The sequence below is a fragment of the Bacillus sp. YH3-2-B2 genome (assembly GCF_053663335.1).
On sequence record NZ_JBSJQE010000004.1, the window covers coordinates 373,899 to 394,199 of the forward strand.

General features: G+C 46.8%; 21 protein-coding genes, 2 pseudogenes and 1 riboswitch. Of the genes and pseudogenes, 14 read left to right on the forward strand and 9 right to left on the reverse strand.

Annotated features, from left to right (window positions below):
• The first annotated feature begins 15 nt into the window (after nucleotides 1-15).
• Nucleotides 16-1,227, forward strand: coding sequence for a Bcr/CflA family efflux MFS transporter (locus ACWJJX_RS16585; protein ID WP_025853711.1), 1,212 nt, complete (start codon nucleotides 16-18; stop codon nucleotides 1,225-1,227).
• 28 nt (nucleotides 1,228-1,255) lie between these two features.
• Here ACWJJX_RS16585 and fabF read toward each other — a convergent pair whose 3' ends face one another.
• Nucleotides 1,256-2,491, reverse strand: a complete 1,236-nt coding sequence (gene fabF, locus ACWJJX_RS16590; protein ID WP_172614481.1) for a beta-ketoacyl-ACP synthase II — start codon at nucleotides 2,489-2,491, stop codon at nucleotides 1,256-1,258.
• Nucleotides 2,492-2,599: 108 nt separating this feature from the next.
• Between fabF and ACWJJX_RS16595 the strand changes: the two genes are divergently transcribed.
• Nucleotides 2,600-3,439, forward strand: a complete 840-nt coding sequence (locus ACWJJX_RS16595; RefSeq protein ID WP_165409813.1) for a helix-turn-helix transcriptional regulator — start codon at nucleotides 2,600-2,602, stop codon at nucleotides 3,437-3,439.
• Between the two features lie 41 nt (nucleotides 3,440-3,480).
• Here the strand turns inward: ACWJJX_RS16595 and ACWJJX_RS16600 are convergent, their stop codons facing one another.
• Both ACWJJX_RS16600 and ACWJJX_RS16605 read right to left on the reverse strand, forming a co-directional pair.
• Nucleotides 3,481-4,224, reverse strand: coding sequence for a sulfite exporter TauE/SafE family protein (locus ACWJJX_RS16600; protein WP_044803008.1), 744 nt, complete (start codon nucleotides 4,222-4,224; stop codon nucleotides 3,481-3,483).
• Between the two features lie 158 nt (nucleotides 4,225-4,382).
• Nucleotides 4,383-4,841, reverse strand: a complete 459-nt coding sequence (locus ACWJJX_RS16605; RefSeq protein ID WP_003156050.1) for a GNAT family N-acetyltransferase — start codon at nucleotides 4,839-4,841, stop codon at nucleotides 4,383-4,385.
• A 131-nt stretch (nucleotides 4,842-4,972) separates the two neighbouring features.
• On the opposite strand from ACWJJX_RS16605, the gene ACWJJX_RS16610 reads away from it, so the two are divergent.
• The 4 genes from ACWJJX_RS16610 (at nucleotide 4,973) to ACWJJX_RS16625 (ending at nucleotide 8,480) form a co-directional block, all read left to right on the forward strand.
• The gene (locus ACWJJX_RS16610) at nucleotides 4,973-5,794 is read left to right on the forward strand and encodes a MerR family transcriptional regulator (protein ID WP_003156048.1); all 822 of its coding nucleotides are present in this window, start codon (nucleotides 4,973-4,975) and stop codon (nucleotides 5,792-5,794) included.
• A 215-nt stretch (nucleotides 5,795-6,009) separates the two neighbouring features.
• Nucleotides 6,010-6,882 (forward strand): DMT family transporter, encoded by an 873-nt coding sequence (locus ACWJJX_RS16615; protein ID WP_025853708.1) that lies wholly within the window; start codon nucleotides 6,010-6,012, stop codon nucleotides 6,880-6,882.
• 162 nt (nucleotides 6,883-7,044) lie between these two features.
• A complete protein-coding gene (locus ACWJJX_RS16620) occupies nucleotides 7,045-7,662 on the forward strand; it encodes an NUDIX hydrolase (protein ID WP_060386777.1) in 618 nt (205 codons plus the stop codon).
• 35 nt (nucleotides 7,663-7,697) lie between these two features.
• On the forward strand, nucleotides 7,698-8,480 hold the full coding sequence (locus ACWJJX_RS16625; RefSeq protein ID WP_188155771.1) for a class I SAM-dependent methyltransferase: 783 nt from the start codon (nucleotides 7,698-7,700) through the stop codon (nucleotides 8,478-8,480).
• A 61-nt stretch (nucleotides 8,481-8,541) separates the two neighbouring features.
• Here the strand turns inward: ACWJJX_RS16625 and ACWJJX_RS16630 are convergent.
• The 3 genes and pseudogenes from ACWJJX_RS16630 to ACWJJX_RS16640 form a co-directional block, all read right to left on the reverse strand.
• Nucleotides 8,542-9,060, reverse strand: a pseudogene (locus ACWJJX_RS16630) (isocitrate/isopropylmalate family dehydrogenase); the annotation flags it as partial.
• A gap of 207 nt (nucleotides 9,061-9,267) precedes the next feature.
• Nucleotides 9,268-9,693 carry a hypothetical protein gene (locus tag ACWJJX_RS16635; protein WP_020955408.1) on the reverse strand — a complete coding sequence of 142 codons (426 nt, stop codon included), beginning with the start codon at nucleotides 9,691-9,693 and terminating at the stop codon, nucleotides 9,268-9,270.
• A gap of 424 nt (nucleotides 9,694-10,117) precedes the next feature.
• Nucleotides 10,118-10,485: pseudogene (locus ACWJJX_RS16640) on the reverse strand (isocitrate/isopropylmalate family dehydrogenase); the annotation flags it as partial.
• Nucleotides 10,486-10,676: 191 nt separating this feature from the next.
• Here ACWJJX_RS16640 and ACWJJX_RS16645 point away from each other — a divergent pair.
• Together ACWJJX_RS16645 and ACWJJX_RS16650 are read left to right on the forward strand one after the other, a co-directional pair.
• Nucleotides 10,677-11,363 carry a GntR family transcriptional regulator gene (locus ACWJJX_RS16645; RefSeq protein WP_060386780.1) on the forward strand — a complete coding sequence of 229 codons (687 nt, stop codon included), beginning with the start codon at nucleotides 10,677-10,679 and terminating at the stop codon, nucleotides 11,361-11,363.
• Nucleotides 11,364-11,504: 141 nt separating this feature from the next.
• Entirely contained in the window at nucleotides 11,505-12,698 is a 1,194-nt protein-coding gene (locus ACWJJX_RS16650) for a macrolide family glycosyltransferase (protein ID WP_070081443.1), read from the forward strand.
• Nucleotides 12,699-12,755: 57 nt separating this feature from the next.
• On the opposite strand, the gene ACWJJX_RS16655 is transcribed toward ACWJJX_RS16650, so the two are convergent.
• Entirely contained in the window at nucleotides 12,756-13,010 is a 255-nt protein-coding gene (locus ACWJJX_RS16655; protein WP_015416933.1) for a hypothetical protein, read from the reverse strand.
• A gap of 233 nt (nucleotides 13,011-13,243) precedes the next feature.
• Here ACWJJX_RS16655 and ACWJJX_RS16660 point away from each other — a divergent pair, with 233 nt between their 5' ends.
• A complete protein-coding gene (locus ACWJJX_RS16660) occupies nucleotides 13,244-13,513 on the forward strand; it encodes a hypothetical protein (protein ID WP_070081444.1) in 270 nt (89 codons plus the stop codon).
• 133 nt (nucleotides 13,514-13,646) lie between these two features.
• A complete protein-coding gene (locus tag ACWJJX_RS16665; RefSeq protein WP_454023126.1) occupies nucleotides 13,647-15,005 on the forward strand; it encodes a serine hydrolase in 1,359 nt (452 codons plus the stop codon).
• A gap of 52 nt (nucleotides 15,006-15,057) precedes the next feature.
• Here the strand turns inward: ACWJJX_RS16665 and ACWJJX_RS16670 are convergent, their stop codons facing one another.
• Nucleotides 15,058-15,231: a hypothetical protein gene (locus ACWJJX_RS16670; RefSeq protein ID WP_003156030.1), complete on the reverse strand. Its 174-nt coding sequence runs from the start codon at nucleotides 15,229-15,231 to the stop codon at nucleotides 15,058-15,060.
• Between the two features lie 196 nt (nucleotides 15,232-15,427).
• On the opposite strand from ACWJJX_RS16670, the gene ACWJJX_RS16675 reads away from it, so the two are divergent.
• Nucleotides 15,428-15,994: a YdhK family protein gene (locus ACWJJX_RS16675; RefSeq protein WP_024084955.1), complete on the forward strand. Its 567-nt coding sequence runs from the start codon at nucleotides 15,428-15,430 to the stop codon at nucleotides 15,992-15,994.
• Nucleotides 15,995-16,045: 51 nt separating this feature from the next.
• Here the strand turns inward: ACWJJX_RS16675 and ACWJJX_RS16680 are convergent, their stop codons facing one another.
• Nucleotides 16,046-17,206, reverse strand: coding sequence for an MFS transporter (locus tag ACWJJX_RS16680; RefSeq protein ID WP_015388619.1), 1,161 nt, complete (start codon nucleotides 17,204-17,206; stop codon nucleotides 16,046-16,048).
• A gap of 54 nt (nucleotides 17,207-17,260) precedes the next feature.
• Nucleotides 17,261-17,360, reverse strand: a riboswitch (purine riboswitch).
• 178 nt (nucleotides 17,361-17,538) lie between these two features.
• Here ACWJJX_RS16680 and ACWJJX_RS16685 point away from each other — a divergent pair.
• The 3 genes from ACWJJX_RS16685 (at nucleotide 17,539) to ACWJJX_RS16695 (ending at nucleotide 20,267) form a co-directional block, all read left to right on the forward strand.
• Nucleotides 17,539-18,255 (forward strand): GntR family transcriptional regulator, encoded by a 717-nt coding sequence (locus tag ACWJJX_RS16685; protein ID WP_007409298.1) that lies wholly within the window; start codon nucleotides 17,539-17,541, stop codon nucleotides 18,253-18,255.
• A 121-nt stretch (nucleotides 18,256-18,376) separates the two neighbouring features.
• Nucleotides 18,377-19,063: a FadR/GntR family transcriptional regulator gene (locus tag ACWJJX_RS16690; protein ID WP_003156026.1), complete on the forward strand. Its 687-nt coding sequence runs from the start codon at nucleotides 18,377-18,379 to the stop codon at nucleotides 19,061-19,063.
• The gene (locus ACWJJX_RS16695; protein ID WP_015416938.1) at nucleotides 19,053-20,267 is read left to right on the forward strand and encodes a CynX/NimT family MFS transporter; all 1,215 of its coding nucleotides are present in this window, start codon (nucleotides 19,053-19,055) and stop codon (nucleotides 20,265-20,267) included. Before ACWJJX_RS16690 ends, ACWJJX_RS16695 begins: the two co-directional genes overlap by 11 nt.
• The last annotated feature ends 34 nt before the right edge of the window (nucleotides 20,268-20,301 follow it).

Consider the following 20,301-nt stretch of genomic DNA (forward strand, 5'->3'; position numbering starts at 1 on the left):
AAAGGTGGGAACGATATGCTGCATAATCCGACCGGTAAGGAGCGGCTTGCGCTGGCTTTTCTACTCGGAATGCTTGCGATACTGGGGCCGCTCAATATAGATATGTATCTGCCGAGCTTCCCTGAAATCGCCGAAGATTTAAGCGCCCGCGCTTCGCTTGTCCAGCTCAGTTTAACCGCTTGTCTGATCGGACTGACAATCGGACAGGTTGTTGTCGGCCCGTTAAGTGACGCGAAGGGAAGAAGAAAACCGTTATTGCTATGTATTTTTTTATTTGCTTTGTTTTCTCTGTTTTGCGCGCTTGCACCGAACATTTCAACACTGGTGATTGCCCGTTTTCTTCAAGGATTCACCGCTTCGGCAGGACTCGTTTTATCCCGGGCAATCGTCAGAGATGTGTTTACGGGAAGAGAGCTTTCTAAATTTTTCTCGCTGCTGATGGTCATTACCGCCGTCGCGCCGATGGTGGCGCCGATGACGGGAGGCGCGATTTTATTGCTTCCGTTTGCATCATGGCATACGATTTTTCTGTTTTTAACCTTTATCGGGTTTTTGCTTGTTCTCATCATTGCGCTCAAGCTGACAGAAACCCTGCCGCCGGAAAAGCGGATTCCGAGCTCCATCGGAAATTCCGTGCGGACAATGGGAAGCCTGCTGAAGGATCGGTCATTTATCGGCTATGCGCTGACGGTCGGTTTTATTCACGGCGGGAGCTTTGCGTATGTCTCCGGAACGCCTTTTGTGTATCAGGATATTTACGGAGTATCGCCTCAGGTATTCAGTGTTTTATTCGGCATAAACGGTCTGGCGATCATTACCGGAAGCTTTATCATCGGCCGTTTCGGCGGGATTATTCACGAAAAAAGCCTGCTGAGAATCGGCGTGATTACAGCGATGACGGCGACTGCCGTTCTGCTCGTCATGACGATCATTCACGGGCCGCTGGCGGCACTGGTGATTTCCATTTTTATTTATATGATTACGATCGGCATGACGCTGACAAGCACCTTTACATTGGCGATGGAAAAGCAGGGACACCGCGCGGGAAGCGCAAGCGCACTGCTCGGCATGCTTCCGCTTCTTCTCGGTTCCATCGTGTCGCCGCTTGTGGGGATGAATGAAGCGACGGCCGTGCCGATGGGGGCAATTATGTTCACGACATCCGTTATCGGTTCCATCGCTTTTTTCGCCTTAACAACAAAACCGGAGAAAGCAAAAAAGGAGTGAAATGATTCACTCCTTTTTTTGATGCCCGCTATTCATATTTCTTCAGCACGATCGCCGAATTATGTCCGCCAAAGCCGAATGAGTTGGAAAGGCCGATCGTTAACGATTGATGGCGGGGCCCGTCTGTCACATAGTCCAAATCACATGCCGAATCAGGGTGCTGCAGATTGATCGTCGGCGGGATGATGCCGTGTCTCAGGCTTTCTGTCAGAGCGATGGCTTCAACGCCGCCTGCCGCGCCAAGCATGTGGCCGAGCATTGATTTGTTGGCCGTAACCGGAATGTCATACGCAAGCTCCCCGAATAATGTCTTGATGGCCAATGTTTCAGAAAGATCTCCGGCTTTTGTGCTTGTCGCATGGGCGCTTACGACATCAATGTCTTTCGCTGAAACGTTCGCCTTTTTCAAAGCGTTTTTCATCGCCAGGTATGCGCCCGTCCCTTCCGGATGGGAGGCCACCATATGATACGCGTCAGAGCTTGCGCCGTAGCCGAGCACCTCACAAAGGATCGGGGCATTTCTGCCGATTGCGCTATCCAATGATTCCAATACTAAGATGCCTGCGCCTTCACTCATGACAAACCCATCGCGATCCGCGTCAAACGGCCGGCTTGCCGCGGCGGGGTCTTCGTTTCTCGCTGACAGCGCGTGGGCATTGCCGAAGCTGGCTAATGACAAATTCGTAATCGCCGCTTCCGCTCCCCCGGCAAACATAATATCCGCGTCATCATTCCGAATGGCGTTGAATGCTTCCCCGATCGACGTATTGCCGATGGAACACGCGGTGACGGGCGAAAGTGAGGGGCCGAGCGCGCCTAATCTGATGCTGATTTGAGCGGCGGCCGCGTTTGAGATCATCATGGGGACAAGGCTCGGGCTCACTTTTCGCGCTCCCCGTTCATTTAAAGTATGAACGTTATCAATCAAAGTCGTGATGCCGCCGATTCCCGAGCCGACGTACACGCCGAGGCGTTCACGGTCAATCTGATCGAGCTGAATCCGGGAGCTTTCAAGCGCCTGTTCCGCTGCCGCTAAAGCAAACTGGCTGAAACGGTCAAGCCGTCTCGCTTCTTTTCTGCCCCATCTTTCTTCTGCGTCAAAATCACGGACGGTGCCGGCTATTTTTGTCTTGGAGCCGGAGACATCAAACGAATCGATGAGAGAGATTCCCGATGTTCCTTCCGTCAGGTGTTTCCAAAATGTATGCACATCATTGCCGAGAGGTGAAATCACTCCCATTCCGGTGATCACAACTCTTTTCATGGTCATTCCTCCTTCGGTATGTATTTATTGTAACTTGCAATTATCCTATTACAAGTTGTTGATTATCCTAGTATAATGAATACCAGGGTAAGAGAGGAGAGATTCGGTATGATACCAGAAGGAAGATTGCAGGCGCTCTCAGAGTTTTTAAAAATGCAGCGGGCCAAAATTTCTCCGCAGATGGCCGGGCTGCCGATGGGCACACGGAGAAGAACGCCCGGACTCCGAAGAGAAGAGGTCGCGCAATTAGCCGGCGTAAGCACCACGTGGTATACGTGGCTGGAGCAGGGCAGAGACATTAAAGTGTCCGCAGCCGTGTTGGACGCGGTTTCCGATGCGCTGCAGCTCAATAAAGATGAGAGAAATTATTTATACGCGCTTGCCATTGAGGAGGGCGTGAAGCAGCCGTTTACCGCGGAGGAAGAAGCGGTTATCAGCCCGTCGCTTTCAAAAATCCTGCAGGAGCTCCGTTATTGTCCCACCATTATCTCGGACAGGCGGTGTCATATCGTAGGATGGAATCAGGCCGCGGCTCACGTGTTTTTAGATTTTGAACAAATTCCTCCTGAAAAACGGAATCTCATAGAGCTATTGTTTTCCAGAAAAGAATTAAGAAGTTTAGCCGTGAACTGGGAGCACTTTGTGAAAGGATTCATCGCCATTTTCAGAACGTATTACGGCCAGTATGTAGCTGATACGTGGTATTCTCAGTTTATAGAAGAAATGGAGAAAACGTATTCGGAATTTCATACGCTGTGGAATGAGAGCGAAGTCAGCTCGGCACCCGAAGTATTAATTGAGTTCCGCCATGCGAAGGCGGGAAAAATGGTCTTTAACCTGACTTCATTTCAGGTTCAGGGTAACAGTGATCTGCGCTGCAGTGTGTATACGCCGGTAGATCATACCGAAACGGAAGCAAAGCTGAAAAAGCTCTTCGAAAACAGGTGAAGAACAGAAAAAAACGGGAGGCCGCCGCCTCCCGTTTCAGTTTAAAATAAAAGCATCAAACCGGCGATGGCCGGTGTTAAAAAGATGGCTGATTTCAGAATGACTTTCGGCACGAGGTTGGTGAATTTCGCTCCGACATATGCGCCGCACATCGTTCCGATCAGCACTTTGACCAACAGCATATAATCGACAAATCCTTCCGTCACATAACCGAGTCCTCCGCCGACCGCAAGCGGGATAATGACAAGCATGGTGGTGCCGACCGACTGGCGGATGGATAAGCGCAAAAGAATCATTAAGCCGATTTGGATAAAAGGGGCAGAGCCGATACCGAACGTTCCGGACAAGATTCCTGCGATGATACCGAGTACAACGGCTTTCACCCATATGTTCAGGTTGCTTTGCCGTCCGGAATCTTCTTGTGTTTCTTTTACAATAAATAACCGGACTAAAATAAGCAGAGCAGATAAAAACAGCATGCCGGCCGTTAAGTAATGCAGCAAATCTGCGGGGATAAGGGAAGTAAGCCTTGCCCCGAAAAACGAACCGAATGCCGCAAAAACGCCGACAATGAGGCCGATCTTCATCTGAATATTGCCTTCACGGTAGTGGCTGAAAGCCCCCGATAAACTTGTGAAAGCCATTCCGGCGAGGGAGGTGCCCAAAGCCGTATGAATCGGTACGTGAAACAGTATAGTTAAAAGTGCAATGACAAAACCGGCTCCCCCCGCGCCGATAAACCCGAGAATAATCCCGAGAAGAAACATAACGAGTATAATAAGCACAATCTTCTCCTCCATTTAGATGCCTGATCACCATGTTCAGATCCGCTTTATCAGGTTTTTAACAATCGACCGTAGTTCGTCGACCGTCGTCCATTATCTTTATGTTACCTCAAATTTGAGGGATTGGCAAGAAGCCGAATCGCTTTTATACAGAGGGTTTACAGCTCTTTCACCATCACTTTTTCCCCGTTTGAGTCCAGCTCTCCATTGAATAAGAAGCCGAATTTTTGATAAAGCCGCAATGCGTGCACGTTATCTTCAAACAGACTTAAATAAATCCGTCTGCACTCATATATTCGAACGAGATGGCGGATAAGGGCATCAAGCAACAGCCTGCCCAATCCACGTCCCTGATAACGTTCATCAATAAAAAAACGGTCAAGCCACACTCTGCCGTTTTCATTTTCCTCATCATATTCCGGAAACCATCCGTACATGGCAAAGCCGACTAATTCCCCGTTAACATAAAGACCGGCCGGCTGATAATGCCGGCAATCCTCAGCATCTTGTAAGCACTCTTCCGCGGTTTCAATAAATGAAGTCTGGCTTTCCCTTACATGAAGCGCCAGTATATCGGCACGGTTTTCTTCCGTGACTGCTCTGATTTCAATCGTCATACTTGATACTCCTCTTCTGCTTTTTCTGAGACGGTAAAGCTTTCATTGCGTAAGCCATTTGTGAATCAGCCTTCTCTCGGATACAATGATCATCATAAAGGATATGGTTACCGTATAGTCAAGGAGGCATTATGAGCGAAGACGTCAGAAAATACTTCACAACGGGTGAATTTGCAAAACTGTGCCACGTAAAAAAACAAACCCTGTTCCATTATGACGAGATCGGCCTGCTTTCTCCGGAAATCAAAAAAGCGAACGGATACAGATACTATTCCTATCATCAATTCGAACTGTTCCAGGTTATCGGTCTGTTTAAGGAGGTCGGCGTGCCCTTGAAGCAGATCAAACCGCTCTTAACAGACAAAACCCCTGAGGGTATCATCACGCTTTTAAAAGAGAAATCATCAGAAATCGAAAGCAAAATCAAAAAGCTGGAGCACCTGCAAAGAATGATTCAGACAAAGGTGAAGCTGACCGAACAAGCTTTGGAGACAGACTTCTCCTCCGTCTCATTGCAGCGATTAGATGAAGAGACACTTATGATAGGACGACCCGTACTCCATTTGCCAGAACGGCAATACACTGCGGCCATTTCCGAATTGATCCGCTATATGCGGGTACATGAACTCGATCAGGGGCATCCGGTCGGCGGACTGTTTGCGCGGGAGCAGATTCTGAAAAAAGAATTCTACAACTACACCCATTTTTATATGAAGACAGAAGAAGGCATAGAGAATAGAGACCTCCATATCAAGCCGAAAGGGCTTTATGCCGTCGGGTACCAAATAGGGGATGAAGCGGAAGCGGCTTACCGCAGCATCATGCAGTTTATTGAAGAGTATGGGCTGGAAATGGGCGATTATGCATATGAAGAATATATGCTTGATGAGGTTGTGGCGGACGGGTTTGACAATCAGATCACAAGAATCCAGCTGCAAGTCCGCAATCGATAAAGCCGATGCCGCCGTTCGTTTACGTCTTCTGACAAACCTTGTATAATGAGAAAAATCAGATTGCAATTGAGGTGAAAAACGATATGTTTCTAGCACCCTTATTTGAACATGATGTACCGGCAGCACTTCTCCGCCCTTAATGGAGGAAAGTGACTGCGCTTCTCTCCGTTAGGGCATATGACGTGACCTAATATGATAACGGAGGGTGCATCAAATTGAAAAATACATTGTTCGGTTCGATTTATTTGGCATTGGCCGCCAGTATCTGGGGCGGTATGTATGTCGTCGTTAAAGTAGTGGTAGCGGTCATTCCGCCGCTTGAACTGGTATGGCTGAGATATGCGGTGGCGCTTTTTTCGCTTTTGATTCTCAGTTTATTTACACGCCAATCCTGGAAAGTTCATAAACGTGATTTATTACTGATCGCTGCGATCGGATTGATCGGCAACACGATTTCGATCGTCACGCAGGAAATCGGCACGAAATTATCAACCGCGCAGATGGGTGCGATTATTACGGCATCCACTCCCGCATTTATGGTTGTATTTGCCCGGCTGATTTTGAAAGAACGGTTAACGCTGAAAAAAGGAATATCGACAGGGCTGGCGACGATCGGAGTATTGCTCATTGTGGGGAACGGAGATCTCAATATGTCGAGCCAGTTCGGCGGTCTCTCGCTTCTGGCTGCGGCGCTGACATGGGCTTTGATGTCCGTGCTGATGAAACGGGTTCCCGGCCATTACTCACCGCTTGTCGTCACAACGTATTCCATTTGCGTCGCATTTGTCATCCTGACCCCGTTTACAGCGGGCCCGCTTCGGGAGATTCCTTTGTCTCAGCTTGCCCGGCCTGAGATATGGGGCGGACTTTTATATCTGGGTGTGATCTCAACCGCCTGCGCGTTCATGCTTTGGAATCGCGGATTGCAATTGCTGAATGCGGCAAGCGGCGGTCTGTTTTTCTTCTTTCAGCCGCTTTCCGGGACATTGCTCGGCTGGCTGCTGCTGGGAGAGACGATCGGAGGAACCTTCTGGATCGGGGCGGCCCTTATTGTTTCAGGCGTCGTTCTCGTCATGAAAGAAAAATAGAAAATGAAAAAAAGCCATTCAGCAAATGAATGGCTTTTTCTGATTTCCCGGCAGGATTCGCTCCGCCATAAACAGAAAACAAGGAGCAGAAACGGATCATGGGCACCGGTACTCTCAAGGTGCAATTCGGGGTTTCGTCAATTAACATAAGGCGGTGAAAAAATGGAGCCAAAATGGCTTGAATGGGCAAAACAGCTTCAATCCGCGGCGCAAGCGGGGCTGGCTTATTCCAAAGACATATATGATATTGAGAGATTTGAAGAAATAAGAAAAATAAGCGTGGATATCATGGCGCATCATACCGGCATCGACAAAAGGATCATCAAAGACGTATTCGCCGGTGACACGGGCTATCCCACTCCGAAAGTTGATATCAGAGCGGCAGTTTTTAAAGATCAGAGTATATTAATGGTAAGAGAGAAAAGCGACGGCAGATGGGCGCTGCCGGGCGGATGGGCTGATATCGGGATTTCACCGGGCGAGACCGCTGTCAAAGAAGTAAAAGAGGAGTCGGGAATCGACGTAAAGCCCGTTAAACTGTTAGCTGTAATGGATAAGAAATGCCATTCCCATCCGCCGTCCGCCGCCCACGTTTACAAAGTGTTTATCAAATGCGAGATCATCGGCGGCCGGCTCAGGGAGGGAACGGAAACAAGCGCGGCCGGCTTTTTTGCGGAAACGGAGCTGCCGCCGCTATCTGAAGCCCGCAATACGGAAAGTCAGATTGAAAAGATGTTTGCATATCTCAAACATCCGGACGAACCCGTTTATTTTGATTAAGGCAGCAAGCAGGAAAAAAAGGGGGCCCAAGTATAATGGAGGATTCAATTAAACAGCAGGCGCAGCGGCAATTCGCCAAAAACGCCGCGAAATATGTGACTAGTCCCGGACACGCCGCAGGAGAGGATTTGGCGTATCTCATTTCAGCTTCCGGTGCCGAAAAGCATATGGACGTGCTGGATATCGCGACGGGAGGCGGACATACGGCTAACGCTCTCGCTCCTCTCGTACGCTCTGTTATCGCATATGACCTCACGGAAGAAATGTTAGCAGCCGCTGAAGCATTTATAACCGGAAACGGATGGACGAACGTGTCATTCGAAAAAGGCGATGCTGAAAAGATGCCGTTTTCCGATGCTGCTTTCGATATCGTCACATGCAGAATCGCGGCGCATCATTTTCCCGATGTCAGAGCCTTTGTTCATGAAGCGTTTCGGGTTGTCAAACCGGGCGGCAGACTGCTTCTCATTGACAATACCGCACCTGAAAAGGATGAATATGATCATTTTTATAATGACATTGAAAAGAAACGGGATCAGAGCCACTTTCGGGCGTGGAAAAAAACAGAATGGCTTCGTTTTCTGGAGACAGCCGGCTTCCGGATGGAATCCGCTGTCTGCTTTTTGAAACCATTTCAATTTACCGTCTGGTGTGAACGGGCAGGCCTGACTGAAGAGAAAGCCGCATTGCTGGAAAAACAGATGCTGGATGCTCCTCGTGATATACAGCGGTTTTTTTCTGTAAAAAAGGATCAATCAGGCCGTATTGCGGGCTTCACAGGTGAATCGGCCTGTTTCTGCGCGCTCCGTCCCGTCTGAGACGAAAAAACCGCTGTGCAGTTTTCCTGCCCGCGGTTTTTTCGTCTTATCTGTTCTTGATTTAAGAAATAATGGCGGATGGGGCGTCCTCCGTTGAATGCTTTCCGCCGGCATCAGGAGTCAGAATGCCGCTGTTTGTGACCGTTTCAATAGATTGTAAGAGGAGATGGCCCAGTTCCTCTTCTCCGAATGAATCGAGCATTAATTTCGCCGTCCATATTTGGCCTATAGGATTGGCAATTCCTTTTCCGACAATATCCGGGGCGGAGCCGTGAACAGGCTCAAACATGGAAGGATATTTGCCGTTTACATTGATGTTGGCTGCGGGAGCGATTCCGACGCTTCCCATAATCGCCGCGCCGATATCTGTCAGCACATCTCCGAACAGATTCGAAGCGACAATGACATCAAAGCGTTCCGGCTGCGTGACAAAGAAGGCCGCCAGTGCATCGATGTGCTGGGAATCCGTCTCAATCCCGGCGTACTCCCGGCTGACCTCTTTAAAGATGTCATCCCAGAACGGCATCGAGTGAACAATACCGTTTGATTTCGTCGCGCTTGTGACGTGTTTCCGCCGATTGAAACAAGTTTGTTTGAATGCTGACTGAGTGAGTCAACTCCTTAATCCTCCCTGCAATCCGCATACCGTTGACTCACGCTAGGAACGCATCATCACACAGGATCCCATGCAGATCGATTTCCACTTCAGTTTTCCTTTTTCATTTTGCACATTTCTCTTGTAATAAAAAAAGCAGGCCATCGCCTGCTCATTATGTATTACTTAGTCTTATCTATATTTATATTTTACTCCAGATACCTTAGTAGATGCATTTGACCACTTATAAACGGTAACCGTGTAAGAAATCTCTAAACCCTTTTTCTTAGAATTAGCAGTTTTAAAAGGCTTAATCATATTATTAGCTCCTACTTGATACATTAAAACACTTAAACCAGTAGAAGGGTGTACCAACCCAATAATATAACCGAGAATAAGCCCTTTATTAGACCCCATGCTGTTATATCTAGAAACCACTTTTTTTACCTGATTTTTTGTGTAATAAACCTTTACCCTTTTTTTAAGAAGAACATCATTATCACACTGAGTCCCAAGATTTGTCCGTCGACAAGCTGCTTCAGAACTTGGAGCGAAAGCAGACAACACAGTAGCGAGAATACACCCCGCTATAAATAATTTAGTAACCTTCTTTAACACTTTTTTCTCTCATCACCTTTACTCCGTTTCGCAATGCTATAAATCACTAATGCACCAACGAATATAGCAAACAAAACAGTTAATAATACATTACTCAAGTCAAATACAGAATTAAGTAATAATACTATAATTATATATAATATCAAAAAAAAGTAAAATATTTTTTTCATATTTTTTACCTCTCTAACTTTTTTGTGTAAAGACATATTTGCGGATATAAGATGCCAATAGACCGTCTTCAATCGACCTGTCTTGTAGGTATATCCTCTTTTTTCACCACAATTAAAGGAGGGGTTACCGTTTCCTTGCAGTTCCCCTGCTGCGTCTTGACATACAATTTTCTCTCTCTATCTCTTGAAAAAATTGTAATATTTCTTTGTCAAAACCCCAGCCGAACGCTGCCGGTTCGAAAACAGATCACTCATTCCGTACTCTGCCGGGAAAAGATCGCGTATTGAATGGCGATTTCATCTTCACCCTGATAGATGCTGCTGCCGACAGAGCTGTACTCACCTTCCCGGACGATTAACAGATCAAAATCGGGGATGTGGTTCCCGGCGTATCTTGATGGGCAGTCCCCGCCGCTCCCAAAAACAAAGCATCAAAGTGCTGTAACGTTTCTCATCCATCATCCGGCATCATATTCCCGTGCTCCAAATAATACTCGCAGCTCCACGGAAAAGAAGTGAAATCAAAGGCAATGCCTCCATGTAATTCGGCGATCGCGTTCAACACCCGTTCCGCTTGCGGAACTGTTTCTTTCCCCACACCGTCCCCCGGTATGCTGACAATCTAGTATGTCTTCATGTTTCCGTCACCTCCGAATGAATTGTTTTCGGTTTACGGAATACCCTCGACCAACTATACTTCCATATTACGGCACCTCCGTTATGCTGACAAGCTCGGGAATGTTGCTTCCATAGATAAACTGTTATATGATCTTGGTAACAATAAGGCCTAAATTGTATGAAGAGGTAGGAAAGATGGATAATTTTAAATTAGATAAGCCAATCCCGTATTATCTGCAATTTTATTCCCAATTGAAAAAAATGATATTTGACGGGATTTTTAAACCGGGTGAACGGCTGAATGAGACTCAGCTGGCTAAGGATTTCGGAGTCAGCCGGTCGCCGGTCAGAGAAGCCATGCGGCTCCTTGAAAAGGACGGGCTTCTGACAGCAGACGATCGAAACGGCTTTGTCATTTATTCTTTGTCCGTTAAGGATGTTGAAGAGATTTATCAAATCAGAATGTCACTTGAATCACTGGCGGTCGAACTGGTTATTGATGAAGCGGCTGAGAGTGAAATTGACCTCATTGAAAAACAGCTGCGGGAGACGGAAGAAGCCATCAATAAAGGCGTCAAAGAGACTGAGATTATTTCCTTAAACGAGTCGTTTCATCGGCTTCTTGTGGATTTCAGCCGCAACAGCCGGCTGGCCATGCTGCTTGAGCATGTCAATGTGCTGATTCATTTTTGCAGAGTTCTTAATTTTAAAGGAGATGACCGTGCGGAGGTTATCCTGCATGAGCACCGGAAAGTCTTTGAAGAAATAAAAAAGGGCGACAAAACAAAAGCCGTGCAATATATGACGGAGCATCTCAAGCATGATGAAGAACATCTGAAAGGCGTGCTCAAAGCGGGAGAAACAGACGAATCATCACGATAGACAAGGTGAAAAGCCTTGTCTTTTTTTTGCCGATGTCATCGAACCGTCATAAAGACCTGACGGATGTTCCTTGCATGATTTTTTCCGTGTCATTTATGATGGATATGGAAGAGACGCAAAAAAGGCAAAGGAGTTTGAAAAATGGCGAAACATATTCTGATGATCAATTTTCCCGCAGAAGGACACGTAAACCCGACTTTGGGTATGACAAAGGCCTTCAGCGAACGGGGCGATCACGTTCATTATATCTCAACGGAAAAATACAAAAGCAGACTGGAAGGAGTAGGAGCGAAAGTTCACCTTCACAGCGATCTGCTCAGAATGACACCCATTGATCCCGGCAGTCCGTCCGGCATACTTGCATTTTTAAAGGTTCATATCAAAACGTCACTGGAGATTTTACATATTGTGCAGCGGCTGGCAGAGGACATTCAATTCGACGCCGTCTATTATGATAAATTCGGTGCGGGAGAGCTGGTGCGGGATTATCTCAACATTCCCGGCATCTCTTCTTCAGCATCCTTCCTGTTCAATGAAGACCGTCTGAAAATACTGCCGCTCCATCCGGAATCGGGCGTGCCGTTTCAGCCGGACAGGGAATGTGAAGAGCTGTTGGCCGAGATGAAAGACAAATACGGTGTCGCCCCTGACAGCATGGTTCAATTTATGAACAACACAGGTGAATTGAACGTCGTCTATACAAGCAGATATTTTCAGCCCGAAAGTGAGACATTCGGAGATGAGTATTTATTTATCGGTCCGAGTTTTCCGAAGAGAAAAGGGCGCGTCGACTTCCCGATTGACTCATTAAAGAATGAAAAAGTCATTTATATCTCAATGGGAACGGTGCTCGGGGACACGGAAGCGTTTTTCAATCTGTGCATAGACGCGTTCTCAGATTTTGAAGGAAAAGTAGTCATTGCCGCCGGGGAAAAAGCCGATCTGTCGAAAATCAAACAGGCGCCGGAAAACTTTATCATCGCCCCGTACGTGCCGCAGCTTGAAGTGCTGGAGCAGGCCGACGTGTTTGTCACGCATGGCGGAATGAACAGTGTAAATGAAGGCATTCATTATCAAGTGCCGCTGGTCGTTATTCCGCATGATAAAGACCAGCCGATGGTTGCGCGCCGCCTGACTGAATTGGATGCAGGCTATACAGTGCAAAAAGATGAAGTGAGCGCTGAAAAGGTAAAGCTTGCCGCGGAAGAAGTGCTGCATAACGGAAAATACAAACAAGGCATTCAAGCCATTAATGAAAGCTTTAAAGAATGTATGGACATGGAAGATGTTCTGGCCCGGATCGACCGGTTTATTGAACAAAAACATGCTCAATAATACATGGAAAAAGCCTGTTTCCTCTGCCAAAGGGAAACAGGCTTTTTATAATGGCTTTTAGATGATGTGATGTTCTTCATTTGCAAGTTTCACAAGAGTCAGAAGAGATTCTGCCTCACGTGCGTCGAGTGTTTTTGCCAGACGGTCTTTTTCAAAGATCTGCTGGCCGAAGACATTCACTGACGCCTGGTCAACCGCCGTGTGCCAGTTCTTTTGTGAATGATTCTCAGAAAAAGAGAAAACAAACACGGCAAAGACCGCTATAAGCATCGCCATGACCCAAAATTTTTGCCGATTTCCTGCTGCTGACATAGGCCGCCTCCTAACGTTCATTTTACTGGTATTAGATCATATATGAGCTGTTTTTCATAGAGTAAAGAAGTCATTATTTCAGGTAGTCCAAATGAAACGGAGCACAGCCGAAAGCCCGCCGGTCAGGCCGATGAGCCAATTCATATTTTGTTCATATTTTATTAAAAGTTTATCCAAGCCTGTCCTTTACAGTGGATATAACCACAAAACGCTGCTGAAAGGGGCCTTGAAAAATGTATATTCATATGATCAACAAAAACCAGTTTGAGAGTGACTTGGAGGCGGCCGGCTTCATCCGTCAGGCAGATGATATTATCGGCAAAATGAAAGAATACGTAACGGAATACGCGGCTTCATCCGAACGGTTTCTGATTGAAATTCAAACCGTCATGAACGAATACAAAGCCGTCGTCTGTGCGATGTTTTCGACTATGGAAATTGCCGGTGCAAAAAAAGACGAGAAGCATGTTGAGTTCGAAGCCTGCACAGTATTGTGCGAATAAAAGACCTTCATCAAACTTCCGTGGCTGAAACGGCTGTATATCGACTGGTGTTCCAGTAAGGAAAAATATTGAAACTTCTAAAGCGGCTGTTCGTATAAAAGAGTAAATCAGCTTGTATATGGAGGTTCGTGAAATGAACGATAAGAAAAAACAAGCTTTTGAACAGCTTTTCAGCACTTTAGACGGAAGACATGAAATAAACGGAGCTGTATTGGCAGCGGAAAACGGCCGCATCTTATATCAGGGTTCATTCGGCGCTGCGGAACTGAAAACAAAGAGGATGCTGAATGACCAATCGGTCTTTGAATTGGCCTCAGTATCGAAGCCGTTTACAGCTTTAGGCGTTATCATTTTAGAGCAGCAAGGGAAGCTGCGTTATGACGATATGATAGAGCGGTGGCTTCCTGATTTTCCTTATCCGGGCATTACCATTCGGCATTTACTCCATCATACGTCAGGCTTGCCGGACTATATGGAGTTATTTTTAACACATTGGGACCGGGACAGAATTGCCGTTAATCAAGATGTGATCGATATGCTTAAGCAGCATAAACCGGATGCTTATTTCCCGCCGGGCAAGGATTGGCTTTACAGTAATACGGGGTATGCGGTGTTAGCGGTTATTATAGAAATTGTATCGGGCATGAGTTTTGCTGAATTTATGAAACAAGCCGTATTTCATCCGCTTCGTATGCACGATACGCGGATTTATAACAGAAGGCTGAGTAAAGAAAACATTCCGAACTATGCATATGGCTATGTGTATGATGTTCATTCCGGAGAATATGTGCTGCCGGATGAACTTGAGGAAACCGATTATGTCGTCTTTCTTGACGGGATTCAAGGTGACGGAACCGTTAACTCCACTATTAGAGATTTATATCTGTTTGATCAGGCTCTTTATAAGGAAGAAATCATCGGCAAAGAGTCTAAAGATCAAGCGTTTACACCGGGCTATTGGAATGAAGAAGAGCAATTCGGATACGGATTTGGCTGGATGATTCAAAACAGCCCCCAAAAAGGAAAGGTTATCAGTCACGACGGAGGCTGGCCGGGCTATTCAACTCTGATGATCCGGTATATTGACCAGAACAAAACACTGATTTATCTCAGCAATATGGAACAATCGTATCAATTTGAACAAGCTGTGATTGCCGCGGCCGTAAACATCTTATTTGATCAGCCGTACGTGATTCCGAAACGTCCGGCGGATCAGAAAAAAGCAGATATCGATCCTGCGATTTACAGCAGATTTACCGGCAATTACTCATTTCAGGATGACACACATGCATCGGTGACGGTAAAAGAAAACCGATTGTATCTTGCAATAGACGGGCAGACACCATTCGAATTATTCCCAATGACGGAAACCCGTTATTTTGTCAGGGCGCTGCCGCTTGAAATTGAATTTGCAGGTGATAAAGCACAAACTGCCCCGCATTTCGTTTTATATCAGGACGGCACAGAAGAAACGGCTTTGCGGATAGACTGACTGACATGCAAAACAAAACCGCCGTCCTGAGAAGACGGCGGTAATAGAAAAGTCAAACCCCTTTGATGACGCGAAATTTTCTTTTCGGCTCTGACATAAATATAGAAGAAAAAATCATAGCTCCGACCATTGTGATGTATTCCATATAAAGCGAAACTTCTGCCAAAACCAACCCCGCAATCATTAAAACAGCGCCCAATACCACCGCAAAAACCTTCGTTTTCATGATGAGTTCCCCCTATTATCTGATAATTGAATTATACTGCATCTCTATTAATGTGTACATTTTGTGAACAATTTCACCTGATAAAAGGCAATAAAGAGAGAGTTGAAGAATTAGGAGAAATGACAGGCCATTCTTTTGTTTTACCGAAGAAACGAAAGGGAAAATGAAAAATTAAAAAGGCAAAGGAGTTCTTGAAATGAAAGCGAGACTATTTTTATTCAGCATGTTTCTCCTGATCCCCGTTCTGGCGCTTGCCGGATGCAACGGTCAATCTTCAGGAGGAAGCGAAAAAGCGAAAGACAAAGAAACGCACTCTCACGAAGACATGAATCACTCAGGTTCATCCGAGGTGCCGAAAGGTTTAAAGAAAGCCGAAAATCCGACTTATAAAGTCGGCAGTGACGTCATGATTTTAGCTTCTCATATGAAAGGCATGAAAAATGCGCAAGGAACCGTAAAAGGTGCTTATGATACAACGGTTTACAGTGTATCTTACACTCCGGAAACGGGAGGAAAGCGCGTCGAAGATCACAAATGGGTCATTCAGGAAGAGCTGAAGGGCGCCGGTGATAAAACGTTAAAACCGGGTGACAAGGCCGTGATCGAGGCATCCCATATGAAAGGCATGAAGGGTGCCGAAGCCGTTATTGATTCAGCCAAAAAGACAACCGTTTATATGGTCGACTATACACCGACTGACGGCGGCCAAAAAGTAACCAATCATAAATGGGTGACAGAAGACGAGCTTGCTGCCGCAAAATAAAAAGACCGCCAAAGCCGAAGGAACTCCTTTGGCTTTTTTGCGGTCTCACATTTATGCGGATTTTCTTTTCAAGGCAGGTCTCGTTAAAGAGAATACAGCTAAAGCGACAGCGATAATGACAATCAAACCGCCGCACCAGGCTGTTGCTGTGACAGAACCGGTTTGTCCGATTACGCCGCCGCCGATGGCTGACCCGAGCGCGATGCCGATCTGCAAAGCGGACGTGTTGAAGCTTTGCTGAATATCGGAAGACTCAGGCGCAATTTTGATTAAATAGCTTTGCTGCGCCGGCGCAAGGCTCCAGCTGAGCAATCCCCAGATCACCATCGCAGGCAGGAAAATGATTAAAGAAACCGTTGTCAGCGGAAGAATAAACAGGATCAGAGCGAAAGAAACGGTCACAAGCATGATGCTTTTAAATGCTCCTAAACGGTCATACAGCCAGCCTCCGAACGGGCCGCCGCATACCGCTGACAGACCGAACAAAAAGTAGCATACACTGACCCAAACGGAACTCAAATGAAGCGTTCTTTCCAAAAAAGGCGCAAAGTAGGCATAAAGTGTGTAATGCCCCGCCAATGTAAACAAGGTGACAAGGTGTGCGCTGGCAATTTTGGCGGTCCCGATCGTCTTGATCTGCTCACGAAACGGAATCATTTTTTCAGCAGGTATTTTTTCGAAAAAGACGCTGATAATCAGCATGGAAATGAGAGATAATACGCCGATTCCCAAGAACAGAACACGCCATCCGAAGGCATTGCTGATGATAATGCCGACAGGCACGCCTAAAGCGATTGCGGAGCTGAACCCCATGAAAATGATGCCGATCGCCCGCGCTCTGTATTCAGGCGCCACGATTTTAGGAGCAATCGTTAAAGAAAGGACGACAATCAGCCCTGTGCTCATGGAAGCGAGCACCCGTGACACCATAAGAACGGCGAAATTGGGACTGAAATAAGCGACCAGATTACTTAGGAAGAAAATAAACAGTGCAATTAAATAAAGCCGCTTTCGTTCAGCCTTTGCCGTCACTGCCAAAAGCAGCGGGCCGGATACCGCGTAACCGAGCGCAAACACGCTGATCAGCTGCCCCGCGCTGACAATGGATATATCTAAGTCGGAAGCGATTTGCGGAAGAATACCGCCCACAATTAATTCAACCAATCCGACTGCGATGGTAGATGCTGCAAGCAGAAATACTTTGAAATTCATGTACAGATACTCCTTTTTTTATTTTTTAGAAAATAAAAAATCCTGATTACAAAAAGTGTACGGGACAATTTTTGTAATCAGGATTTTACGGTTCCTGGTAGACACCCTCAAACCATATCATTGAGGTTATACAATATATTGCAATATTCGGTTGTGTCCGTTTCTGCAAAAAATTCTACCATAATAGTGAGGGAGATTCCATAGAAAATTCGAGGAAATCCTTTCAATTTCAATATCGGCGGCTGTAACGTCATTGATGAAGCAGGGAAAAAAATTTATGATAACCGTAAGGAGTCTATACAGATCAAACATTACACAGCCGGAGGAAACCGATGAATAAGTACGAAAAAATCGCCAACGAAATGAGAAAGAGGATTAAAAGCAGTGTATATGACATAGATCAGCCGATCCCGGATGAAAAGACGCTCGCTGCGGAGTTCGGGTGCAGCCGGATGACGATGAAGCGGGCGCTTGATACACTTGCGGCTGAAGGGATGCTTTTCAGAAAAAGAGGGCACGGCACATTTATCATCCAATCAGCCATGCAGGATGAGCACGTTCACGTAGTCAGCAACGAAATTCTCGGCTTGAGCAATTTGTTAAAAGGCAAAAATATCAAGAGCAAGGTCATCCGGTTTGAAGTGCAGTTTCCGTCTCAAGATGTCGCCGCACATTTGGCCATCGATGAAAAGACTCCCGTCTATTATGTAGTGAGGCTCAGAATTGTTGAAGGCGAACCGTACGTTCTTGAAAAAACATACATGCCGGCGAGCCTTATACCCGGCATTAATGACGAGGTGCTCAACCATTCCATCTACGATCATATTACGCGGGAACTGCAGCTCAAAATCGCAGGCTCACACAGAAAAATCAGAGCGTGCAAGTCGGATGACATGGATCAGCAATATCTCGGCTGCCGGCCGGATGACCCGATACTTGAAGTCGAGCATGTAGGCTTTTTGGACAACGGCACTCCCTTTGAATATTCATTTTCCCGCCACCGTCATGACAAGTTTGTCGTGACCTCAGTCAATATAAAACGTTCATAAAAACGCCGAAGAGTGAGAGAAAAACTCACTCTTTTTTTGTTGCCGCTGATTTACATCGTCGCTTCTTTTATGTTATATTACCAAATGATAGAATCATCCTACAAATTTCAGAGGTGTTTTGATGGAGATATCCAAAACAAGCAGACTGTCACTCGTAGAACAAGTGGTGGCGCAAATTGAATCGTTAATTCAATCGGATAAATGGCCGGTCGGGACGCGCATTCCCCCTGAGCTGGATTTAATGAAGCAATTTGATGTGAGCCGAAACACGTTGCGTGAGGCCATTCGGGCGCTCGTACATGCCGGCCTGCTGCAGACAAGGCAGGGGAGCGGTACGTATGTCAGCTCATCCAGTGTTCTCGGCGCGGCATTTTACCGCCATATTAAAAAATCAAATTTGCTTGAAACATTAGAAGTCAGATACGCACTCGAAAGAGAAGCTGCACGATTGGCGGCGGAAAGGCGTAATGACGAAGACCTGAAAGCACTGAAGGCATGCTTGGATGAATGTGAAGCGGCCTTGCAAAATGAAGATCGAAAACGGTATGCCGAAGCCGACATTAAGCTGCACAAAACAATTGTACAGGCGGCCCATAACAATATGCTTTCTGATCTATACGAGCATATGACGGAGGCGCTTTGTGCGTCAGTCCATAACCTGTTGGAAATCACCCCTGCTATCCGGATCCACACCCAGCTTGCCGCCGCGATTATCGGACAGAAACCGGATCAGGCCATGGAGGCCGTCAACCAATACATCACAGTATTTAAAGATACAATACACATGGAGGATGAACATGAAAATTGAAGACGAACATCAAATTCTGCAAGCAAGTCATCGTAAAAAACTGATATTGCTGGTCATCGGAGTCATATTGATAGGGGCCAACCTCAGAGCGCCTCTGACATCGGTCGGGCCGCTCGTTTCCTCAATTCGGGACAGCCTCGGCATGACCAATGCGGCTGCCGGCACCATTACGACAGTGCCGCTTTTGGCCTTTGCATGTCTGTCGCCGTTTGTTCCTTTATTGTCCCGGCGCTTCGGGACCGAGATTGTCTTACTGTCATCATTAATTGTCCTGACAGCCGGAACTCTGCTGCGCTCCATCGCCGGAATCGGCACTCTCTTTTTCGGAACGATCCTGTTGGGATTGTCGATCGCCGTATGCAACGTCCTGCTGCCGAGTCTCATTAAACATAAGTTTCCCGGAAATTTAGGCATCATGACCGGCGTCTACTCGGTTTCTATGAATCTGTGCGGTGCGATTGCATCCGGCATCAGCGTGCCGATCGCCTCTTCAGCGGGGTTAGGCTGGAAAGGCGCGCTCGGCTGCTGGGCTATCCTTTCTTTTATTGCGTTCGTCATGTGGATTCCGCAAATGCGAGGACGCGAACTGCCCGTCCGCACGACTGGGACAAATGGAGAGAAGAAAAACAGTCTGATGCGGTCTCCGCTGGCTTGGAAGGTGACGATGTTCATGGGGCTGCAATCCCTTATTTTTTACACCGTCATCGCTTGGCTGCCGGAAATTCTTCAGCAGAATGGACTCAGCTCAAGTAAGGCGGGATGGATGCTTTCATTAATGCAATTCTCAGTCCTGCCGATTACTTTTATCGTGCCGATCGCTGCCGCTAAAATGAAAAATCAGCGCGCACTCGCCGGACTGACGGCTTTATTTTTCCTTATCGGCATTGCCGGCGTTCTTTTCGGAAGCCCGGCTCTCACTCCGCTATGGGTCATTTTGATCGGAATTGCGGGAGGCTGTGCGTTCAGTCTGGCGATGATGTTCTTCAGCCTGCGGACCCGGCATGTTCATGAAGCCGCGGCGCTTTCCGGCATGGCCCAGTCATTCGGATACCTGCTTGCCGCGTTCGGGCCGCTTGTATTCGGTTTGCTGCATGACATCACGCACGGCTGGACGGTTCCGTTATTCATGCTGATCGCAGTCTCCGTTCTGATCTTCATTTTCGGAGTCGGAGCGGGAAAAGCGGAACAGATCAAAACAGCATAAAAAAACAAAGGGCCCGTTTAGGGTCCTTTGTTTT